Annotated in this window: 15 protein-coding genes and 2 tRNA genes; 4 read left to right on the top strand and 13 right to left on the bottom strand. The window is 62.9% G+C overall.

Features of this window, described 5'->3' with window-relative positions:
- Positions 1-41: 41 nt before the first annotated feature.
- From ACZ5BO_RS04230 to rnr, 13 genes are all read right to left on the bottom strand, one after another.
- Entirely contained in the window at positions 42-932 is an 891-nt protein-coding gene (locus tag ACZ5BO_RS04230; protein ID WP_464698399.1) for a transglutaminase family protein, read from the bottom strand.
- Positions 932-3,418 carry a circularly permuted type 2 ATP-grasp protein gene (locus tag ACZ5BO_RS04225; protein ID WP_464698397.1) on the bottom strand — a complete coding sequence of 829 codons (2,487 nt, stop codon included), beginning with the start codon at positions 3,416-3,418 and terminating at the stop codon, positions 932-934. The genes ACZ5BO_RS04230 and ACZ5BO_RS04225 overlap by 1 nt, the downstream gene beginning before the upstream one ends.
- 87 nt (positions 3,419-3,505) lie before the next feature.
- On the bottom strand, positions 3,506-6,781 hold the full coding sequence (locus ACZ5BO_RS04220) for a transglutaminase family protein (protein WP_464698395.1): 3,276 nt from the start codon (positions 6,779-6,781) through the stop codon (positions 3,506-3,508).
- 170 nt (positions 6,782-6,951) lie between these two features.
- Positions 6,952-7,413 carry a hypothetical protein gene (locus tag ACZ5BO_RS04215; RefSeq protein WP_464701186.1) on the bottom strand — a complete coding sequence of 154 codons (462 nt, stop codon included), beginning with the start codon at positions 7,411-7,413 and terminating at the stop codon, positions 6,952-6,954.
- A 2-nt stretch (positions 7,414-7,415) separates the two neighbouring features.
- Positions 7,416-8,357, bottom strand: coding sequence for an NAD synthetase (locus ACZ5BO_RS04210; protein ID WP_371261342.1), 942 nt, complete (start codon positions 8,355-8,357; stop codon positions 7,416-7,418).
- 174 nt (positions 8,358-8,531) lie between these two features.
- Positions 8,532-10,829, bottom strand: coding sequence for a YgiQ family radical SAM protein (locus ACZ5BO_RS04205; RefSeq protein ID WP_464698392.1), 2,298 nt, complete (start codon positions 10,827-10,829; stop codon positions 8,532-8,534).
- 281 nt (positions 10,830-11,110) lie between these two features.
- Complete coding sequence (dnaB, locus tag ACZ5BO_RS04200; protein ID WP_025130480.1) at positions 11,111-12,508, bottom strand: replicative DNA helicase; 1,398 nt, start codon at positions 12,506-12,508, stop codon at positions 11,111-11,113.
- Positions 12,509-12,633: 125 nt separating this feature from the next.
- The gene (gene rplI, locus ACZ5BO_RS04195; protein ID WP_020299422.1) at positions 12,634-13,080 is read right to left on the bottom strand and encodes a 50S ribosomal protein L9; all 447 of its coding nucleotides are present in this window, start codon (positions 13,078-13,080) and stop codon (positions 12,634-12,636) included.
- A gap of 19 nt (positions 13,081-13,099) precedes the next feature.
- The gene (locus ACZ5BO_RS04190; RefSeq protein ID WP_025130479.1) at positions 13,100-13,996 is read right to left on the bottom strand and encodes a hypothetical protein; all 897 of its coding nucleotides are present in this window, start codon (positions 13,994-13,996) and stop codon (positions 13,100-13,102) included.
- Positions 13,997-14,032: 36 nt separating this feature from the next.
- Entirely contained in the window at positions 14,033-14,263 is a 231-nt protein-coding gene (rpsR, locus tag ACZ5BO_RS04185) for a 30S ribosomal protein S18 (protein ID WP_002551829.1), read from the bottom strand.
- A gap of 28 nt (positions 14,264-14,291) precedes the next feature.
- Complete coding sequence (gene rpsF / locus ACZ5BO_RS04180) at positions 14,292-14,717, bottom strand: 30S ribosomal protein S6 (protein WP_020299424.1); 426 nt, start codon at positions 14,715-14,717, stop codon at positions 14,292-14,294.
- A gap of 249 nt (positions 14,718-14,966) precedes the next feature.
- Entirely contained in the window at positions 14,967-15,734 is a 768-nt protein-coding gene (rlmB, locus tag ACZ5BO_RS04175) for a 23S rRNA (guanosine(2251)-2'-O)-methyltransferase RlmB (protein WP_025130478.1), read from the bottom strand.
- On the bottom strand, positions 15,731-18,358 hold the full coding sequence (gene rnr / locus ACZ5BO_RS04170) for a ribonuclease R (protein WP_464698389.1): 2,628 nt from the start codon (positions 18,356-18,358) through the stop codon (positions 15,731-15,733). Before rnr ends, rlmB begins: the two co-directional genes overlap by 4 nt.
- Before the next feature lie 226 nt (positions 18,359-18,584).
- On the opposite strand from rnr, the gene ACZ5BO_RS04165 reads away from it, so the two are divergent.
- The 4 genes from ACZ5BO_RS04165 to ACZ5BO_RS04150 all read left to right on the top strand — a co-directional run bounded on the left by ACZ5BO_RS04165 (position 18,585) and on the right by ACZ5BO_RS04150 (position 21,720).
- Positions 18,585-18,671: transfer RNA gene (locus ACZ5BO_RS04165), tRNA-Leu, on the top strand.
- 165 nt (positions 18,672-18,836) lie between these two features.
- Positions 18,837-18,923, top strand: a tRNA-Leu gene (locus tag ACZ5BO_RS04160).
- Between the two features lie 206 nt (positions 18,924-19,129).
- Complete coding sequence (locus ACZ5BO_RS04155; protein WP_025130476.1) at positions 19,130-20,155, top strand: extracellular solute-binding protein; 1,026 nt, start codon at positions 19,130-19,132, stop codon at positions 20,153-20,155.
- A complete protein-coding gene (locus tag ACZ5BO_RS04150; RefSeq protein WP_464698386.1) occupies positions 20,155-21,720 on the top strand; it encodes an ABC transporter permease in 1,566 nt (521 codons plus the stop codon). The genes ACZ5BO_RS04155 and ACZ5BO_RS04150 overlap by 1 nt, the downstream gene beginning before the upstream one ends.
- Positions 21,721-21,749 lie beyond the last annotated feature (29 nt).

The following is a 21,749-nucleotide window of genomic DNA, read 5'->3' as shown; positions in this document are numbered from 1 at the left end:
GCCGTGCAATCGTTTATCACTGCGCCACCGCAAGCCCCGGATCACTCCAGGGGCATGACAGTCACCCGGACCTCCGGATCATGGTTGCCACCGCCAAGAATCACCCCGCGTAACGGCGAGACATCGGAAAAGTCCCGGCCCCAGGCCAGGGTGATGTGCTCCAGCGCCGGCTGCACATTGTTGGTGGGATCAAAGTCCACCCAGCCCAGCACCGGACAGAACACCGAGACCCAGGCATGGGAGGCATCGGCGCCGATCAGCCGTGGCTGCCCCGGCGGCGGCTGAGTCAGCAGATAGCCACTGACATACCGCGCCGCCAGCCCCCGCGAGCGCAGGCAGGCCAGCATCAGATGAGCGAAATCCTGGCATACCCCGCGGCGGCGTTCCAGGACCTCTACCAATGGAGTGGCCACCTGGGTCGCCTCGGCATCGAAGGTGAACTCGCGGTGAATCTGCTCCATCAGCGCCTGGCACCCTTGCAACACGGGCCGCCCGGGAGGGAAGCAGCCCTCGCAGAACTCGACGAAACGCTGCTTGAGGTGCACATAGGGCGATTCGAAACGAAAGCGGCAAGCCTCCAACAAGGCCACGGACAGCGGCCGGCCACTGTAGGTCAGGGCCTCACAGGCGGCGTCCCAGGCCAGGGACGCCGCGAAGTCCAGGGCCGGCCGCTCCAGCACCTCGACACTGAGCTGGGCATTGACCTGCAACTCGTCATGGGGCCGCTCGAACGCCAGGCGAGTCAGCGGGTTGTCGAATACGTCCTGCTCATCGCGGCGGGAGGTGGGCTGCGGGCTGATCAGCAACTGGCGCTCGGTGCAGTGCTGCCAGGCGCAGGCCCGAGGCCACAGGTGGGCCAGTTGCTGGGCCAGGGACACCGGGCTGTCGTAGCGGTAGTGGGTGTCGTGGAAAACCTGGTAGCGCGCGCTCATCAGACCGACACCGTTTGCTGGCTGACACCCTCTACATGGGCGAAGTGCCGCAAGGCCAGGCGATCGGAAACCTGACCGCTGACCTCGGCGATTTCCGCCAACAGCTCCGCCAGCCCTTCCAGCGCGGCCCGGACACTGGCCTCGCCAAACAGAGCGTTCTCCAGGCAACCCAGGTCGAAATGCGCCAGGCGCTGCACCAGCCTCGGCAGCGCCAGCTCCCGGGGCGCACCAAAATCGTCGTTGAGGCGCTTCAGCGTGCGGGTCACCAGCTTGAGCTGGAACAGCACCGCGTGGGGGTTCTGCTCATCCAGCAGCAACAGGTCGAGGACCGGGATCAACTGGGCCACCGCCAGGTAGCGCGAACGATAAGTGATGCTGCTGTTGCCCAGTTCCAGCAGCCATTCCAGGCTGGCCTGGTCGAAAGCCGCGGTGCCTCGCAGGAACGCCGCCAGACTGCTGCTCAGGAACTGCAGGCGTTCAATGCGTCGGCCGATCATCAGGAAGCGCCAGCCTTCATCCCGGGTCATGTCGTCCAGGGCAAAGCCCGAGAGCGCAGCCAGAGACATCACCAGGCGATTGAGGAAGTCCAGCAGCTCACCAAAGTCCGGTTGCGCGGTGTCCAGCTCCTGGGACTCGCGCTGCAACTCCACCAGGGCCTGCCAGTTTTCCCGGGACAGCTTGCCACGCACCTGGGACGCCGCCCACTGCAGGCGCTGCAGGTTGCAACGCAGGCTGAAGGACCAGTCTTCACCCAGCAGGGCCTGCAGCAGGCGCTCGGGCAATTCGCCTTCGTCGGGCAGCAGCATCAGGTTTTCCCCCAGGTCCACCGCCGCCAGCAGCGCGCGCGGGTCATCGCCATCGACGTAGCGCGCCAGCATGATCCGCAGCAACCGTGCACTGCCATCACAGCGCTCGCAATAACGACCGAACCAGAACAGGTTTTCCACCACCCGCGACGGCAGGTAGGGATCGCGGCGCACCAGGTCATAGACGCCAATGCTGCGCTGGGCCTTCCACTGCTCGCCGCTGGGCACCCGTTCTCCCAGTACCCAGGTGTCCTTGCTGGCCCCACCACGCTGCATCGACACCACCTCGGCATCGGCATCGGCGGCGACCCGGGTCAGGCCGCCCGGCAACACCCGATAGCCTGCTTCGCAGGCCACCGCATACACCCGCATGCCAATGGCCCGGGGTTGCAAGCAACCCTCTTCGGCTTGCCAGACCGGAGCCTGGGACAGTTGCGGCAACGCCTGGGCGACATAGGCATAGGGCCGGGCACGCATGCGCTCGGCGAGACGTCGGCGCTGCTCCGGATTCAGGTCACGCCCCAGCACCGGGGTGAAGCTCTGAGACGCAAAGGCCGGCTTGACCAGCAACTCGGGAAGTGCCTCCAGGGCCTGTTGCAACACCGGCGCCTCGCCGCACCACCAGGTGGCGATGGACGGCAGGAGCAGTTCTTCACCCAGCAGGTACTGGCTGATTTTCGGCAGAAAGCCCAGCAGCCCGGGCGACTCCAGCACGCCACAGCCCAGGGCATTGGCCACCAGCACCCGGCCCTGGCGCACCGCATCCAGCAGGCCGGGAACCCCCAGGGCCGAATCGGTGCGCAACTCCAGGGGATCGCAGAAATCGTCGTCCAGGCGCCGCATGATGGCGTGCACCCGACGCAGGCCACTGAGGGTCTTGAGGTACACCGTGGCGTCGCGCACCGTCAGGTCACCGCCCTCCACCAGTGGGTACCCCAATTGGCGCGCCAGGTACAGGTGTTCGAAATAGCTCTCGTTGAAGCGTCCCGGGGTCAGCAGCACGATCAGCGGCGCCTCGGCATCCCGGGGGGCCTGGCGGGCCAGGGTTTCCTGCAGGGTGCGAAAGAACCCGGCCAGGTGCTGCACTTGCAGGTCGCGGTACAGGTCGGGGAAGGCCCGGGACACAATCATTCGGTTCTCCAGGGCATAACCGGCCCCGGAAGGCGCCTGGGTACGATCGGCGGTGACCCACCAGCGTCCATCGGGGCTACGCGCCAGATCCACCGCATACAGGTGCAGGAAGGTTTCCTGCGGCGGCCGGATGCCCTGGCACGGCCAGAGAAAGTTGTTGTGGCCAAACACCAGCTCAGCCGGCAGCAGCCCTTCGCTGATCAACCGCTGCGGGCCGTACAGGTCTGCCAGCACCGCGTTGAGCAGGCGCGCGCGCTGGGCAATCCCCGCTGCCAGCCGCTGCCACTCATCCGCTGGAATCACGTGGGGCAGCAGGTCCAGCTCCCAGGGCCGGTCGGCGCCCTTGGGGTCGGCATAGACGTTATAGGTGACGCCGTTCTCGTGGATCTGCCGGGTCAGCAGCGCCTGGCGCTGGGCCAACTGCGCCGGGCTGCTGCGTTGCAACTGCTCGAGCAGGCGCTGCCAGTGCGCCCGGACCGCGCCCTGGTCATCCAGCAACTCGTGGTAGGTACCCGCCGTCAGCGGGTAACGGTCTAGCAAGTCAGGCATGGAACACTCGGCAGACGGCAGGGAAAGTCAGATTAACGCACGGCCATGACACCCGGATATGGCTATCTCGCAGGCGTTGCAGGTGGATTAGAAACGTCGCAAATCCAGGGTCATGGGCAGCTCGTCGTTGATCACCAGAGGCGGTACCGGCAGGCTGCCGGGGCTGTGCCCCAGACGGAAGAAGCGCGCCATGCGCCGGCTTTCCGCCTCATTGGCGTTCACCGGCAGGCTGTCGTAGTTGCGCCCGCCGGGATGGGCCACATGGTATTGGCATCCGCCCAGGGAACGCTGCACCCAGGTGTCCAGCAGATCGAACACCAGCGGCGCGTGCACCGCGATGGTCGGTTGCAGGCAGTTGGCCGGCTGCCAGGCGCGGTAGCGCACGCCGGCCACGTACTCGCCCACCCGCCCGGTGGGGTACAGGGGCACCGCCACGCCGTTGCAGGTCAGTACATGCCGCTGCGGCGTCAGCCCGCTGACCTTGACTTGCAGCCGCTCCAGGGAAGAGTCGACGTAGCGCACCGCGCCACCGGCCCCGCCCTCCTCGCCCAGCACATGCCAGGGTTCCAGGGCCTGGCGCAGCTCCAGTTCGATACCGCTGAGCGCATAGTCGCCAACCTTGGGAAAACGGAACGCCAAGTGGGCAGCAAACCATTCGGCCCGCAGCGGGTAGCCGGCGGCATTGAGCTCCACCAGCACATCGGCAAAATCCTGTTCGATAAAGTGCGGCAGCAGGTAACGATCGTGCAGTTCGGTGCCCCAGCGCACCAGCTTGTCCGGGGCGTAGGGCTCGCGCCAGAAACGCGCCACCAGCGCCCGCAACAGTAACTGCTGGACCAGGCTCATGCGCGCGTGGGGCGGCATTTCAAAGGCCCGCAGTTCCAGCAATCCGAGACGCCCGCTGGCGCCTTCCGGCGCGTACAGCTTGTCGATGCAGAACTCGGTGCGGTGGGTATTGCCGGTGACATCGATCAGCAGGTTGCGCAGCAGCCGGTCCACTTGCCAGGGTGGGCATTCCTCGCCGGCGGCCGGCATCTGCGCAAAGGCGATTTCCAACTCATACAGCGCGTCATTGCGCGCCTCGTCGATCCGCGGAGCCTGGGACGTCGGGCCGATGAACAACCCGGAAAACAGATAGGACAGCGACGGGTGATGGTGCCAGTAGCTGATCAGGCTGCGCAGCAGATCGGGACGCCGCAGGAACGGCGAATCCGCCGGGGTCGCGCCGCCCAGGACAAAGTGGTTGCCTCCGCCGGTGCCGGTGTGACGCCCGTCGATCATGAACTTCTCACTGGCCAGGCGCGTCTGCCGGGCTGCTTCGTAGAGGAACTCGGTGCGCTCCACCAGCTCGTCCCAACTCGCGGAGGGCTGTACGTTGACTTCGATCACCCCGGGGTCCGGGGTCACCCGGAAGCTGCACAGGCGCGGGTCCGCCGGAGGCTCATAGCCCTCCAGCAGCACCGGGCTATGCAGTTCTTCAGCAGTGGCCTCGATCACGCTGACCAGCTGCAAGTAATCTTCCAGGCGCTCCAGGGGCGGCATGAACAGGTACAGGCGCCCTTCCCGCGCTTGCGCGCAGAGGGCGGTGCGGGTCAGCCAATCGGCCGACTGATCGATGGTCGGTTGGCGCTCATCCAAGGGCCCAGGATCGCCGATCGCGGCCAGCTGGGCAGGGTCCGGCAGTTCGGCAAAATCCTGGTTCGGGTCGCTGGCGTGAATGAACGGGTACTCCGCCGCGCTGACCCAGGGCTGGGAGGCCAGGGGCAGGCGATAGCCCAGGGGCGAGTCCCCCGGCACCAGGCGGCAATGGCTGTCGCGCAAGTACCAGCGTCCGCTCTGCCATTGATCACCCTTGGCCGTGCGAGCCAGGGGCAGGACCTGGCCAATGATCTGGTCCAGCCCCTGGCTGAATACCTGGCGCAACCGCTGGCGCTCCAGTGCATCTTCCAGACGCGAGTCCTCGGCGCTGACATTCGATGGCAGGCGGCCTTCGCGCCACAGGTAGTAGAAAGTGTCCTCGTAGGCCGGGAACACAAAGCGCGCCGGCAGCTTCAGGCGCTCGGCGACACGGGCGAGAAAACGCTCGGCCAGCGACGCGTCGGCCTGATAGTCCTGATGCTCATCGGCAATCAAGGCGCCGTTGCGCCAGACCGGCACCCCATCGCGCCGCCAGTGACAGTTCAGCGACCAACGCGGCAATTGCTCTCCCGGATACCACTTGCCCTGGCCGAAGTGCACCAGCCCCTGGGGTGCATAGTGCTGGCGCAGGCGCTGGAACAGCTCACCGGCCAGGCGCCGCTTGTGGGGGCCCAGGGCCGCGGTGTTCCATTCGGCGCCATCCGGGTCGTCGATGGCCACGAAAGTCGGCTCGCCGCCCATGGTCAGGCGCACATCGCCTCCCAGCAGGTCGACGTCGATCTGCCGGCCCAGGGCCTGGATCGCCAGCCATTGCTCGTCGCTGTAGGGCTTGGTCACCCGGGGCGCTTCCCAGATCCGCTCCACGCTCATCTCATGGCTGAACTCGCACTCGCAGGGCTCGACCAGACCGCTGATGGGCGCTGCGGAGGACGGATCGGGACTGCAAGCCAGGGGAATGTGCCCCTCGCCGGCGAACAACCCGGAGGTGGCGTCCAGGCCGATCCAGCCGGCCCCCGGCAGGTAGACCTCGCACCAGGCGTGCAGGTCGGTGAAATCCGCCTCGGTACCCGCTGGACCGTCCAGGGCTTTGACGTCCGCCGTCAGCTGGATCAGGTAACCGGAGACGAAACGCGCCGCCAGCCCCAGGTGGCGCAGCAACTGCACCAGCAGCCAGGCCGAGTCCCGGCAGGAGCCGGACGCCTTGGCCAGGGTCTGCTCCGGCGTCTGTACCCCGGGCTCCATGCGGATCAGGTAGGTGATGTCGGCGCTGAGCCGCTGGTTCAAGCCCACCAGGAAGTCCACCGCCGGCAAGGGTTCACGCGGGATGCCTTGCAAGTAGGCCTGGAAAGTCGGAGTCAGGGGCAGGGTCTGCAGATAGGGCGCCAGCTCCCGCCCCTCATCGGCGGCATAGGCAAAGGGAATGCGTTCGGCGTAGGGCTCGAGAAAGAAGTCGAACGGATTGAAGACTGCCATCTCTGCCAGCAGATCCACTTCGATGCGCAGCTCGGTGGTTTTTTCCGGGAATACCAGACGCGCAAGGTAATTGCCCTGGGGATCCTGCTGCCAGTTGATGAAATGCTGCTCGGGCTGGACCTTCAGCCCATAGGACAGAATCCGCGTGCGGCTGTGGGGGGCCGGGCGCAGGCGAACGATCTGCGGGCCCAGTTCCACGGCGCGGGCGTAGCGATAGTGGGTGACGTGGTGCAATCCGACATGAATCGACACGGCGTGCCTCCTGCGGGCCTGAGCGGTGGAGCAACCTGCGCAAGACTTATGCCAGCGCACAGCTCCAGGGTTTGCTCAGCAACCCGGCGCAGCAGAGCACCAAAACCGCGCAATCGGCGTGTCGAGGTGCAACCGGACGCACTCGGATGCAGCGCACGCCAGCGCCCCCCTCACCCCCGGCGGCGGGGTTGCCCAGCCGCCTTCTTGATGCGCTGGCGCTCATGGCGAATACCCAGCAGTTTTTCGCGCATTTCCCGATGCCGCTTGCTATTGAGCAGCAGCAACCCCAGCAGTGGCAGCAGAAGAGCAAACGCATACACCGCCTGATGGGGGTGGTACAGGATCATCGGAGCGGTCATCACCAGGCAGCCAAGAAAATACCCGGCCACCACCCACACCGCCCAGGAACGGCCACGGATGATCATCAGGTTGCCCAGCACCAGCACCGGTATCAGTACCAGCAGGGCGATCCCCAGATAGTCGGTGCGCTGTGCCGGCGGCAGGCCACGCCAGTAGGTGGTGCCAGCCAGGGACAGCAGGGTCGAGGCGCTGAAACAGCCCAGCAGCACCGTGCACATGAAAACCGGGAAGTACTGTACGAGGAATGCCCGCAGCGATCCGCCGCCAACCACCTTCATTCGTTGAACTCCTCGTACAGCCCCACGGCCAGCGTCTTGCCCTCTTTCAGATTGCCCGCCCGGTAGCTCCCCCAGACCGACATGCCGCCGCCCACGGCGTCCTTGATCTGGGTCACTGTGGCGTGGCGGATCTCGCTAGAGGCATAGCGCTTGGGCAGTGCACCGGCCCGTTGCCGCAGCTTCAACAGCTTGGAGGTCAGGCTCGGGTCGCGCAGGGTCAGCAGCTCGCGGGTGAGCTTGGCCCGCTCCTGGCGATTGAGCCCACGCAGCAGTTGATACCAGCTCTTGCCGACCCCGGAGGCCTTGCTGGCCTTGAGCAGCTTGACCGTGGTCAGCGCCGAGCCGCCCACGCCCACCAGGGAGATGCCGTCGAGAATCGGCGATACCGTGGTGTACCACTCGGCATCGTCCATCTCGTCGTTGGCTTCGGGGTTCTGGATTTCATTCAGTACCCGCACGCCACCTATCGCGCACTGCGCGGTGCCGGCTGTGGCGGCGGCCACCCCCAGGCCGACCATGAAGACACTGGCACCCGCGGTGAACGGCACGGCAATGCTGCCGCTGAGCACCACGATCCAGCCCAGTACCGCCGCGCCACAGGACAGCGTGGCATTCATCGCCTCGCTGGCCAGCCGGGACTCCCGGGGGTTCTTCTTCACTTCTTCGATGTACTGCTGGGGTGTGATGTATTTCTTCACCTCCCGCAGGATCAGCCGCTTGGGCGTGATGCTGCAGATCGGCTTGAACTCGCGCAGGGTCACCACATTGAAGTCGGCATCGATGTACACCACCCCGGCCCCGACGATCGCCGGATCGGCATCGATGGCGGCGAACAGCCGAGGCAGGTTGACCTCGCTTTCGATGCGTTGACGGGCGAAAAACTGCGAACGGTTGGAATCCATGCCGATGCCGGCTAACGGGCTGGTCACGCTACTCATCCTTGAACTGAAGAGGACATCCACCACCGGAGCAAGGCGCAAGGCCGGTGGCACCAGATTGAAAAAACCGGGCCACCTTAGCAAAGCTCAGGGGGGCTGTTGCCCACTCCCGGGCAAAAAAAACCGATCCCCATAAAGGCAAAACGCCAGCTCTGCGGCTGGCGTTTGCGTGAATCAGCGCGGCACTACCGGCTTGCGGGTCGGCTTCTTGCCTTTGCCCTTGGCCGCGTCGGCACGCTCCTTGGCCGCCTGCTTGTTGCGGGCGAATGCCGCAGCCTTGGCCTGCTCGCGCTTGTCCCAGGCATTGCCGCCGTCACTGCCCCGAGGTGGCAGGCCGGTGTGCTGGGTGAGGATCTTGGTTTCCTTGGCCACCTTGTGGCTGCCGGCCGGTGTCGAGTTCTTGCGCCGGGCACTCTGGTAGCTGTCGGTCGACGGCTGGTGGGTCGGGATCAGCTGGTTCTTGCCCGGGCCGATCAGGTCACCACGGCCCATGCGCAGCAATGCTTCACGCAGCATCGGCCAGCCTTTCGGGTCGTGGTAACGCAGGAAGGCCTTGTGCAGACGGCGCTGTTCCTCGCTCTTGACGATGGTCACCTCGCCACTCTTGTAGGTGACCTTGCGCAGCGGGTTCTTGCCCGAGTGGTACATGGCGGTGGCGGTGGCCATCGGCGACGGGTAGAACGCCTGCACCTGATCGGCACGGAAACCGTTGCCCTTGAGCCACAGGGCCAGGTTCATCATGTCTTCGTCGGTGGTGCCCGGGTGGGCCGCGATGAAGTACGGAATCAGGTACTGCTCCTTGCCCGCTTCCTTGGAGTACTTCTCGAACATGCGCTTGAACTTGTCATAGCTGCCGATGCCCGGTTTCATCATCTGGTTGAGCGGACCTTCCTCGGTGTGTTCCGGGGCGATCTTCAGGTAGCCACCGACGTGGTGGGTCACCAGTTCCTTGACGTACTCCGGCGACTCCACCGCCAAGTCGTAGCGCAGGCCCGAGGCAATGAGGATCTTCTTCACCCCCGGCAGCGCACGGGCACTGCGGTACAGCTGGATCAGCGAAGAGTGGTCGGTGTTGAGGTTCGGGCAGATGCCCGGGAACACGCAGGACGGCTTGCGGCACGCGGATTCGATCTCCGGGCTCTTGCAGGCGATGCGGTACATGTTCGCGGTCGGGCCGCCAAGGTCGGAGATCACCCCGGTGAAGCCGGGAACCTTGTCGCGAATTTCTTCGATCTCGCGAATGATCGATTCTTCGGAACGGTTCTGGATGATCCGTCCTTCGTGCTCGGTGATCGAGCAGAAGGTACAGCCGCCGAAGCAGCCGCGCATGATGTTTACCGAGAAACGGATCATGTCGTAGGCCGGGATCTTCTCCTTGCCATAGGCCGGGTGCGGGATGCGCTGGTAGGGCATGCCGAACACGTAGTCCATCTCTTCGGTGGTCATGGGAATGGGCGGCGGGTTGAACCACACGTCCACTTCACCATGCTTCTGCACCAGGGCACGGGCGTTGCCCGGGTTGGTTTCCAGGTGCAGCACGCGGTTGGCGTGGGCGTACAGGACCGGGTCGTTGCGCACCTTCTCCATGGACGGCAGGCGGATCACGGTCTTGTCCCGGGTCATGCGCGGGCTGGCAAGGATCTGCACCACCTTGGCTTCGCTGGGGTCTTCCACCGGGCCCTTTTCCTGCTCGATGGCACAGGCCTGGGTGTCCTGGGTATTCACATAGGGGTTGATGATCTTGTCGACCTTGCCCGGACGGTCGATACGGGTGGAGTCCACTTCGTACCAGTCCTTGGGCGTATCGCGGCGAATGAAGGCGGTGCCGCGCACGTCGGTGATGTCTTCGATCTTGTGGCCGTAGGACAGGCGCTGAGCAACCTCGACGATGGCCCGCTCGGCGTTGCCGTACAGCAGGATGTCGGCGCTGGCATCGATCAGGATTGAGTTGCGCACCCGGTCCTGCCAGTAGTCGTAGTGGGCGATCCGGCGCAGGGAGGCCTCGATGCCGCCAAGGACGATCGGCACATGCTTGTAGGCTTCCTTGCAACGCTGGCTGTACACCAGGCTGGCGCGGTCCGGACGTTTGCCCGCCAGGCCACCCGGGGTATAGGCGTCGTCGGAGCGGATCTTCTTGTCCGCGGTGTAGCGGTTGATCATCGAGTCCATGTTGCCGGCGGCGACCCCGAAGAACAGGTTCGGCTCGCCAAGCTTCATGAAGTCGTCCTTGGACTGCCAGTTGGGCTGGGCGATGATCCCGACGCGAAAGCCCTGGGACTCCAGCAGCCGGCCGATGATCGCCATGCCGAACGACGGGTGATCGACGTAGGCATCACCGGTGACGATGATGATGTCGCAGGAATCCCAGCCGAGCTGATCCATCTCCTCCCTGCTCATGGGCAGGAACGGCGCCGGCCCGAAACATTCGGCCCAGTACTTGGGATAGTCAAATAATGGCTTGGCTGCTTGCATGTCGATGACCGGTGTTGGCGTAGATAGGGACGCGATGAATGACAGGAAAATTCGCGGGCGCGGAATATAGCACAAAAAATAACCAATTCCGACCAAAAGGGTCGGAATTCATCGTTTCAAGATCACGACCTGTGGCAAGGCAGCGCGCTTGTGCTCTCACCCGCAGCAGACGCGGATCGGCAATCACCGAGCCAGCATGAGGGCACCGCCGGGCTCCAGGCGTACCGGGCGCCCGCGGCGGCAGCACACTCCCTCGCCACCACAGGCGGTTGGCCGCGCGGTTATTCGTCGTCGTCGAAGTTGTAGCTGCCCGGGGCGAGGTTCTCGAAGCGGGTGTACTTGCCGATGAAGGCCAGGCGGATAAAACCGATGGGGCCGTTACGCTGCTTGCCGATGATGATCTCGGCAATGCCCTTGTGCTCGGTTTCCGGGTGATACACCTCGTCGCGGTAAACGAACATGATCACGTCGGCGTCCTGCTCGATCGCTCCGGATTCCCGCAAGTCGGAGTTCACCGGGCGCTTGTTGGGACGCTGTTCCAGGGAGCGGTTGAGCTGGGACAGGGCCACCACCGGGCAGTTGAATTCCTTGGCCAGGGCTTTCAGGGAGCGGGAGATCTCGGAAATCTCGTTGGTCCGGTTGTCACCACTGGAACCGGGGATCTGCATCAGCTGCAGGTAGTCGATCATGATCAGACCGATGTCGCCGTGCTCACGCACCAGGCGCCGGGTCCGCGCGCGCATTTCCGAGGGGCTGATACCCGCGGTGTCATCGATGAACAGCTTGCGATCATTGAGCAGGTTGACCGCCGAGGTCAGGCGTGGCCAGTCATCGTCTTCCAGCTGGCCGGAACGGACCTTGGTCTGGTCGATCCGCCCCAGGGACGAGAGCATACGCATGATCAGCGATTCACCTGGCATCTCCAGGGAGTACACCAGCACCGCCTTGTCACTGCGCAGCACCGCGTTCTCCACCAGGTTCATGGCGAAGGTGGTCTTACCCATGGACGGACGACCGGCGACGATGATCAGGTCGGCAGGCTGCAAGCCGCTGGTCTTCTCGTCGAGGTCGGTGTAGCCAGTGGACAGGCCAGTGATGGCGTTGTCGGTGTTGAACAGGGTGTCGATACGATCGATGGCCTTGGTCAGCAGCTCGTTGACGCCTACCGGGCCACCCGTCTTGGGCCGGGCCTCGGCGATCTGGAAGATCTGCCGCTCGGCCTCGTCGAGGATCTCCTCGGCCGTACGCCCTTCGGGGTTGAACGCGCTATCGGCGATCTCGGTGCTGATGCCGATCAGCTGGCGCAGGGTCGCCCGTTGGCGAACGATCTGTGCATAGGCCTTGATGTTGGCCACCGACGGGGTGTTCTTCGCCAGCTCGCCGAGGTAGCCCAGGCCGCCGACCTGGGAGGTCTGGCCCTCCTTGTCCAACTGCTCGGACAAGGTCACCACGTCGATCGGCATGTTCTGGTCGGCCAGCTTGGCGATGGCACGGAAGATCAAGCGGTGGTCATGCCGGTAGAAATCACCATCGGACACTTGATCCAACACGCGTTCCCAGGCGTTGTTGTCCAGCATCAGACCACCGAGCACGGCCTGTTCGGCCTCGATGGAGTGCGGCGGCACCTTCAGGGCAGCGGTTTGCAGATCATATTGTTCGGGAGCGGAGATATCGTTCATGGCCACTTGGAATTCGGGGGGCTAAAAATCAGGGTCTGCAGAAAGACAAAGGGCACGACCTGTAAACAGGATCGTGCCCGATGTTAACCGTCAGCCACACAAGGTGCCAGACGATTTGGTACTGCTTAAGCAGCCACCACGACAACGCGTACGGTTGCTTCAACTTCAGCGTGCAGGTGCACGGCTACGTCGAATTCACCCACGTTGCGGATGGTGCCGTTCGGCAGACGAACTTCGCTTTTTGCAACTTCAACGCCGGAGGCGGTCAGTGCATCAGCGATATCGTGGGTGCCGATCGAACCGAACAGCTTGCCTTCGTCACCGGCGGTGGCAGTGATGGTCACTTCCAGCTCGGCCAGTTGGGCAGCACGGCTTTCAGCCGAAGCTTTACGGTCTGCAGCCAGTTTTTCCAGCTCAGCACGACGCTCTTCGAACGCAGCCAGGTTGGCAGCGGTCGCAGCGGTGGCTTTGCCGTAAGGCAGCAGGTAGTTACGGCCGTAACCAGCCTTAACGTTCACTTTGTCGCCCAGGTTGCCCAGGTTGGCGACTTTTTCCAGAAGGATCAGTTGCATGTGAAAATCCTCTTAACTTTTAACCTTCACCGTTCGCAGAGCCGTCATCGGCGTCTTTCGGCGCCAAACGACCGCGAAAATCAATCAGGCTGTCAACAATGGTCAGGACCACGAGCAACGGGACGAGCAGGTGCATCAAAGGCAGCAGCGTGACGTAAACCCCGACCAGCCAGAAATTGGCCAGTCTTTTCTGCGCCACCAGCCCGTGCATCAGGGCCAGCCCGGCGAGGACCAGTGGTACGCTGCAAAACGGCACCAGAATCCACATTTGCGGGCTCAGAATCGGCCCCACAAACATCAATGCCAGCAGCAACATCAAGGGTCCCTTGGGGATTCTGATCTGGCGAAATTCGCGACCAAAACCACCGGGGTTGTACAACGACGCTTGCCAGTAGCGCCCAAGAATCAGGCACAGCACGCTGAAGACCTGGAACATCATCGCAATCGAACCGATCACCATGGGTGCAACGAGTGAGGCGAGGTTGGCTCGCTGATCTACCGAAAGCTGCTGGTAGACCTCACCCAACATCAGTGGCAGGACCTTTACAAGTTCCTGCGTCACCGCGTCGACAAAGGGACTGAACAGCGTCCCCAATATCGCTGCACACAACAGCGCAATCGCCACGCTCGCCAACAGCACACGATTCCAGGAGTGGCCGGCGCGCAACACCAGCGCCAGACCGCAAGACCCAAGCAGCACCAACAGTGCACTGGGGTCTTTCTGGAAGTGCCAGCAAATCAATGCTGAAAGCACCCCGACTCCGAGGACGCCAAGGGCGTCCGAACCGCGCCGAAGGAGCACAAGGCAACCCGCAGCGGCACTCAACCAGAACAACAGCGGCAATGCCGCAGATCCGGCCACGACTAACGTGGCCTGCACACGACCGCGCATGATGAACTCAGCTAAGGCGCGCATGCATTCAATCCCTTACTACTTGTCGACTGCCCGATCTCAGCGGCCGTGGCTGTCGGTGTAGGCCAGCAGGGCCAGGAAGCGGGCGCGCTTGATAGCGGTGGCCAGCTGACGCTGATAACGAGCTTTGGTACCGGTGATGCGGCTTGGAACGATTTTGCCGGTCTCGGATACGTAGGCTTTCAGAGTGTTGAGATCTTTGTAATCGATCTCTTTCACGTCTTCAGCGGTGAAGCGGCAGAATTTACGACGACGGAAGAAACGTGCCATGTAATTGGCTCCTCAAAAGGTCCGTGGATTACTCGTCAGCGTTGTCGCTGGCGTCGCTGTTATCGCTGTCATCGCCATCGGCGCTGTCAGAGTGCTCAGGACGGTCACGACGCTCACGGCGCTCACTGCGGTTTTCTTCAGCCTTGAGCATCTCGGATTGGCCGGTAACGGCTTCTTCGCGACGGATGACCAGGTTACGGATCACAGCATCGTTGTAACGGAAGTTGTCTTCCAGCTCAGCCAGGGCTTTGCCGGTGCACTCAACGTTCAGCATCACGTAGTGAGCCTTGTGAACATTGTTGATTGCGTAGGCCAGTTGACGACGGCCCCAATCTTCCAGACGGTGGATTTTGCCGCCGTCTTCTTCGATCAGCTTGGTGTAACGCTCAACCATGCCGCCGACTTGCTCGCTTTGATCCGGGTGGACCAAAAAGATGATTTCGTAATGACGCATGAATGCTCCTTACGGGTTGTAGCCTGCCGCCTATAAGCGGTCAGACAAGGAGTGAATGACACTGGTGTGTCTTGCCACAGATAGGCACATATGCGCCTGCCGTCACGGCAAGGGGCGCAATTGTAGAGAAGGGGGAACAGCGGCGCAAGGCAATTGGTGAATATTTGAACAATCACCTGAAGGAGCCGGTGGCCGACAATGAACGACGGCACGTGGTTCGCCGGCAAGCCGGCTCCTACAGCGGGACGGTCAGGCCTTCTTGGCGCTGGCCTTGGCCTTGACGCCGCGCTGGCGCATGGCTTCGAACAGGCAGACGCCCGTGGCCACGGAGACATTGAGGCTGCTGACACTGCCGGCCATCGGCAGGCGCACCAGGTAGTCGCAGTGCTCGCGGGTCAGGCGACGCATGCCCTTGCCCTCGGCCCCCATGATGATGATGGTCGGGCCGGTCAGGTCCTGATCGTACAGTTCCTGCTCGGCCTCGCCGGCGGTGCCGACGATCCACAAGCCACGCTGCTGGAGCTTTTCCAGGGTGCGCGCCAGGTTGGTCACGGCCACCAGCGGGATCACTTCGGCAGCGCCGCAGGCAACTTTGCGCACGGTCGGCGTCAGGGTTGCCGACTTGTCCTTGGGCACCAGCACCGCCAGGGCACCCGCCGCATCGGCGGTGCGCAGGCAGGCACCGAGGTTGTGTGGATCGGTCACGCCATCCAGCACCAGCAGCAGCGGCGCGCCTTCGGTGCGATCCAGCAGCTCGTCGAGCATGGCTTCGCCCCACACCTGGCTCGGGCTGACTTCAGCCACAACGCCCTGGTGCACGCCTTCGACCCAGGCGTCCATTTCCCGACGCTCGGCCTGACCAACCGACACCCGGTTCTGTGCGGCCAGCTCTACCAGCACCTGGACCCGTGGATCGCTGCGACCTTCAGCCAACCAGATCTGCTTGACCCGCTTGGGGTGGTGGCGCAGCAGCGCCTCCACGGCATGCACACCGTAGATTTTTTCCAACTGACTCATGACTTCGCCTTAGGTTTACGCGCCCCGCCGCTCTTCGCGCCGGAAGCAGAGCCCGCTTTTGGCGGCCCCTTACGGTGTTTGCTCGGCTTGGCGGGCTTGTCGCCGTCACGCGCGGAAGACGACTTGCCGGGCTTTCCAGCCGACGATGCCCGACCACCGCCCTTGGCTTCGGCCAGCAGCGCCTGCTTCATTTCGCGGCTTTTGCGCAGCTCGGCGTTCTTCGCCGCAGCATCGCTCGGACGATAAGCCTCGCTGGCCTTTTCCTTGGAAGCGCTGCGACGCCCCGCCTTGGCTGGAGCAGGCTCTTCAACGACCTTGCTCGCCGGCACATCGGCAGCGCCACGCTTCTTGCGACCGATCGGCGCGCTGATGGTTTTTTCCGCCATCTCGAAATCGATCTTGCGCTCGTCCAGGTCCACACGCATGACCCGCACTTCCACGGTATCGCCCAGGCGGAAGCTGCGGCCGGTGCGCTCGCCCGCCAGGCGGTGGTGCACAGGGTCGAAGTGGTAGTAGTCGCCCGGCAAGGCCGTGACGTGCACCAGACCTTCGACATAGATGTCGGTCAGCTCGACGAACAGGCCGAAACCGGTAACCGCGGTGATCACCCCCGGGAAGGACTCGCCCACGCGATCCTTCATGAACTCGCACTTGAGCCAGTTCACCACATCGCGGGTGGCCTCGTCGGCACGGCGCTCGCTCATCGAGCACTGTTCGCCGAGCTGCTCCAGAAGCGCCTCGTCGTACGGATAGATGCGCGCCTTCGGAATCGTCATGGCCCCGGCACGGCGAACGTGCGGCGTGTCCTGCTTGGAGTGGATGACGCTGCGGATGGCCCTGTGGGTCAACAGGTCCGGATAGCGACGGATCGGCGAAGTGAAGTGGGTATAGGCTTCGTAGTTCAGGCCGAAGTGGCCCTGATTATCGGCGCTGTATACCGCCTGGCTCAGGGAGCGCAGCATCACGGTCTGGATCAGGTGGTAATCCGGACGATCCTTGATGGTTTCCAGCAGGGCCTGGTAGTCCTTCGGTGTCGGGCCGTCCTTGCCTTTATGCAGGGACAAACCCAGCTCGCCGAGAAAGGCGCGAAGTTTTTCCAGACGCTCCGGCGGCGGACCATCGTGCACCCGGTACAAGGCCGGAATTTCGTGTTTCTTGAGGAATTCGGCAGTGGCCACGTTGGCCGCCAGCATGCACTCTTCGATCAGTTTGTGAGCATCGTTGCGAGTGGTTGGGCGAATTTCGGCGATCTTGCGCTCGGAACCGAAGATGATCCGGGTTTCCTGGGTTTCAAAATCGATGGCGCCACGGGTGTGACGGGCACCGAGCAAAACCTTGTACAGCGCGTAGAGCTGCTTGAGGTGTGGCACGACATCCGCGTACTCGCTGCGCAGCTGCTTGGCTTCGCTGGTTTTCGGCTGCTCGAGCATGCTGCTGACCTTGTTGTAGGTCAGGCGCGCCTTGGAGTGGATCACCGCTTCGTAGAACTGGTAATCGGTCATCTCGCCGGACTTGGAGATGGTCATCTCGCAGACCATGGCTAGGCGATCGACTTTCGGGTTCAGCGAGCACAGGCCATTGGACAACTGCTCGGGCAGCATCGGGATCACCCGCTCAGGGAAATACACCGAGTTGCCACGCACCTGGGCTTCGGCATCCAGGGCCGAGCCGATCTTCACATAGCTGGAAACGTCGGCAATCGCCACGTACAGCTTCCAGCCACCGCCGAACAGGCGCAGCTTGCCCGGTTTGGCTTCGCAGAACACCGCGTCGTCGAAGTCGCGAGCGTCTTCGCCGTCGATGGTGACGAACGGCAGATCACGCAGGTCGATGCGCTTCTCTTTGTCCTTTTCTTCCACTTCCGGCTTGAGCTTGGCGGCTTCCTTGAGCACGGCCTCTGGCCAGACATGGGGAATATCGTAGGTACGCAGGGCAACGTCGATTTCCATGCCCGGAGCCATGTAGTTACCCACCACTTCCACCACATCGCCTTGCGGCTGGAAGCGTGGTGTCGGCCAGTGAGTGATTTTCACCTCAACGAACTGACCAATCTTGGCATTGGCGTTGCGTCCCGGAGTGACCAGCACTTCCTGCTGGATCTTCGGGTTATCCGCCACGACAAAACCGATACCGCCTTCTTCGAAGTAGCGACCGACGATGCTCTCGTGGGCACGGGATACGACTTCGACAATCACACCCTCACGACGGCCACGGCGATCCAGGCCGGAAACCCGGGCCAGTGCACGGTCGCCATCGAACACCAGGCGCATCTGCGCCGGGCTCATGAACAGGTCATCGCTACCATCATCGGGCACCAGGAAGCCGAAGCCATCGCGGTGGCCGCTGATACGGCCGAGAATCAGGTCAAGCTTGTCCACCGGTGCATAAGTGCCACGGCGGGTGTAGATCAGTTGAGCATCACGCTCCATGGCGCGCAGGCGGCGGCGCAGGGCTTCGAGCTGGTCTTCGGTGGTCAGACCGAACTCGTCGACCAACTGCTCGCGACTAGCAGGCGAACCCCGGTCAGCAAGGTGCTGGAGGATGAGTTCGCGGCTAGGAATAGGGTTTTCGTATTTTTCCGCTTCACGAGCGGCCTCGGGATCGAGGGACTGCCAATCGGCCATTAGATAAATTTCACCTTGTCTATATGCGGGTTAGTTTGGCATACGCGTATTGAAACGGGAAATTTCAGGCTCAGACAACACTGGAAAATTCCCTGCCGGGGGTTCGGATACATCCCCAGGACAACCCGCTGATGCTTTTTTCAGATTTTTTTGAAGGTAGGGGTTTACAGCTTAAAGGTCCCTCCGTATAGTGCGCGCCATCGACGACGGAGACGTCAACGATGCTGCCCAGATGGTGAAATTGGTAGACACGCCAGCTTCAGGTGCTGGTGACCGCAAGGTCGTGGAAGTTCGAGTCTTCTTCTGGGCACCAATTCAAGAGCTTGAGATTAGATCAGTTTCAAGGCTCAAACAAAAACCCGCGAAAGCGGGTTTTTGCATTCTAAGTGTTTGATTTAATAAAACCAAAACAGGGGTTTACAGATCAAAACGCGGTCCGTATAGTGCGCTCCATCGACACGGCGACAACGTCGATACTGCCCAGATGGTGAAATTGGTAGACACGCCAGCTTCAGGTGCTGGTGACCGCAAGGTCGTGGAAGTTCGAGTCTTCTTCTGGGCACCAATTCAAAACTTGAAGGCATTGTTTTCAAGTCTCACAAAAACCCGCGAAAGCGGGTTTTTGCGTTTCTGCCCCCAGAGAAATCCCCGGGTCGCTGCCCTCTCGCCGCTCTACCTCAAGTCATCCGAACTCCGCAAGCCGCACATGAGAAACGATATCGTTTATGATTGTTACAAGTTTTTGCGGCACTACAGTGAGGAAACCTGCGAATGATGTTCAGAAATACCCTCCTTCCAATCTCCCTTCTGCGCGGCTTGACCATCACATTGCTGGGTCTGACCCTGGCATCTCCACTCACCCAGGCCGCCGATGCGGTTTCCCTGACCCTGTACAACGGCCAGCACAAGGAAGTCGGTGACGCCGTCGCCAAGGCTTTCGAAGCCAAGACCGGGATTCATGTCAATGTGCGCAAAGGCAGCAGCAACCAATTGGCCAGCCAGGTCGTTGAAGAAGGCGACCGCTCTCCTGCCGATGTGATCTACACCGAAGAATCCCCGCCCCTGAACAAACTCGGCGAACAAGGCCTGCTGGCACAGACCGATGCTGCGACGCTGGCAGTGCTGCCCAAGGAATATGTGGCCGGCAACGGCACCTGGATCGGCATCACCGCCCGTGTAAGGGTCGTGGCCTTCAATCCGAAACTGATCGAAGAGAAGGATCTGCCCAAGTCGGTCATGGAGTTCTCCCAACCGCAATGGCAGGGCAAGGTCGGCTTCGTCCCCACCAGCGGCGCCTTCCAGGAACAGGCCGTGGCCATCATCAAACTGCACGGCATGGACGCCGCCGAAGAGTGGCTGACCGGCCTGCGGGCGTTCGGCAAGGTCTACAGCAACAACATGGTGGCCCTGAAGGCCGTGGAAAACGGCGAAGTCGCCACGGTGCTGGTGAACAACTATTACTGGTTCGCCCTGCAACGGGAGAAAGGCCAACTCGACTCGAAACTGCACTACTTCACCGGTGGCGACGTCGGCGGCTTGATTACCGTGTCCAGCGCTGCGGTGCTCAAGTCCAGCAAACACCCGAAAGAGGCCCAGCAATTCCTCGCCTACATGGCCAGCGAAGAAGGCCAGCGAGTCATCACCCAGACCACGGCCGAGTACCCTCTGCACAAAGGCATGGAATCGGATCGCGGACTCAAGCCCTTCAGCGAGCTGGAAGCCCCGAAGGTGACCCCTGCCGACCTCGGCAATGCCGAGGAAGCGCTGGACCTGGAACGTGACGTCGGCCTGAATTGATGAACCCATCGCCATCCGCCCCTGCCATGCGCAGCAGTTACGTGCCAGGGCGCAAGCGGCCCTCGATCTGGCTGCTGCTTCCGGTCCTGCTGCTGGTCTGCCTGAGCCTGCTGCCACTGGGCTATGTAGGGCTCAAGACCTGGCAGGCCGGCTGGGCCGAGGCACTGCACCTGCTGTGGCGCCCCTACGTGTTCCGCTTGCTGAGCAACACCCTGTTGCTGATGCTCGGAGTGACCAGCGCCTGCGCGATCATCGGCCTGTCCCTGGCCTGGCTGCTGGAACGCAGCGACCTGCCGGGACGACGCATCTGGGGCGTGGTGCTGTGCCTGCCCTTTGCCGTGCCGGCCTTTGTCAGCAGCTTTACCTGGGTATCGCTGAGCGCCGGCTTCGAAGGGCTTGGCGGCGCGATCCTGGTCATGACCCTGTCCAAGTACCCCCTGGTGTTTCTGCCGGTAGCGGCCACCCTGCGCAATCTCGACCCCTCCCTGGAAGAGTCGGCGCGCACCCTGGGGCAAAACCGCTGGGGCGTGTTCTTCAGGATCACCCTGCCCCTGCTCTGGCCCTCGCTATTGGCCGGATCATTGCTGATTGCCCTGCACATGCTGGTGGAGTTCGGCGCGCTGTCGATCATCGGCCTGCAAACCTTTACCACGGCGATCTACCAGCAATTCGAGCTCGAATTCAGCAACGCCAATGCGGCGATGCTTTCAGCAGTACTGCTGGCGCTGTGCCTGATCCTGCTGGGCCTGGAGCTGCGGGTTCGCGGCAAGGGCCGGCACGTACGTACCGGCCAAGGTGCAGCGCGACATGCAGAGCAGGTACGCCTGGGACGCTGGAGTATCGGCGGGCAGCTGTTCTGCCTGGTCCTGGCCTTGATCGGCAGCGGCGTGCCCCTGGGCATGCTCGCCTATTGGCTGGCAGTGGGTTCATCGGCGGCCTTTCCGATCGCGGCCATCAGCGAAGCCCTGCTCTCCTCCCTGGCTCTGTCCCTGGGTGGCGCCGGTCTATGCCTGGCATTGGCCGTACCGGTGGGCCTGCTGGTGGTGCGCTACAAAGGGCAACTGGCGATCTGGGCGGAACGCCTGCCCTACCTGCTGCATGCCTTGCCCGGCCTGGTGATTGCGCTGACCCTGGTGTACTTCGCCCTGCACTATGTACCCGTGCTGTATCAGACGTCCGCCCTACTGCTGATCGCCTACGCCCTACTGTTCCTGCCCCTGGCGCAGGCCCCGATCCGCACTGCCCTGAACAAGGCTGCACCACAGCTGGAAGAGGCCGCCAGAACCCTGGGGGCCTCTTCCTTCAGCGCCTTTTGCCGAGTGACCCTGCCCATCATCTTCCCGGCACTGGGCGCCGCCTTCGCCCTGGTGTTCCTGGATGCCATGAAGGAGCTGACCGCCACCCTGCTGCTCAGCCCTACCGGACTGAACACCCTGGCGACTGAGGTTTGGGCGCACACGGCGAATGTGGAGTTTGCGGCAGCAGCCCCTTATGCGGCGCTGCTGATCCTGGTCTCCGGCCTGCCGGTGTACCTGCTGACGACGCGGATGTACCTGAGCCGCTGAGGCCGGCCTTGGCGACAACTTGCTTGCTC

The organism is Pseudomonas sp. FFPRI_1 (genome assembly GCF_055384485.1).
Note: the sequence above shows the minus strand (reverse complement) of the source record. Positions and strands in the feature narration are given on the sequence as shown.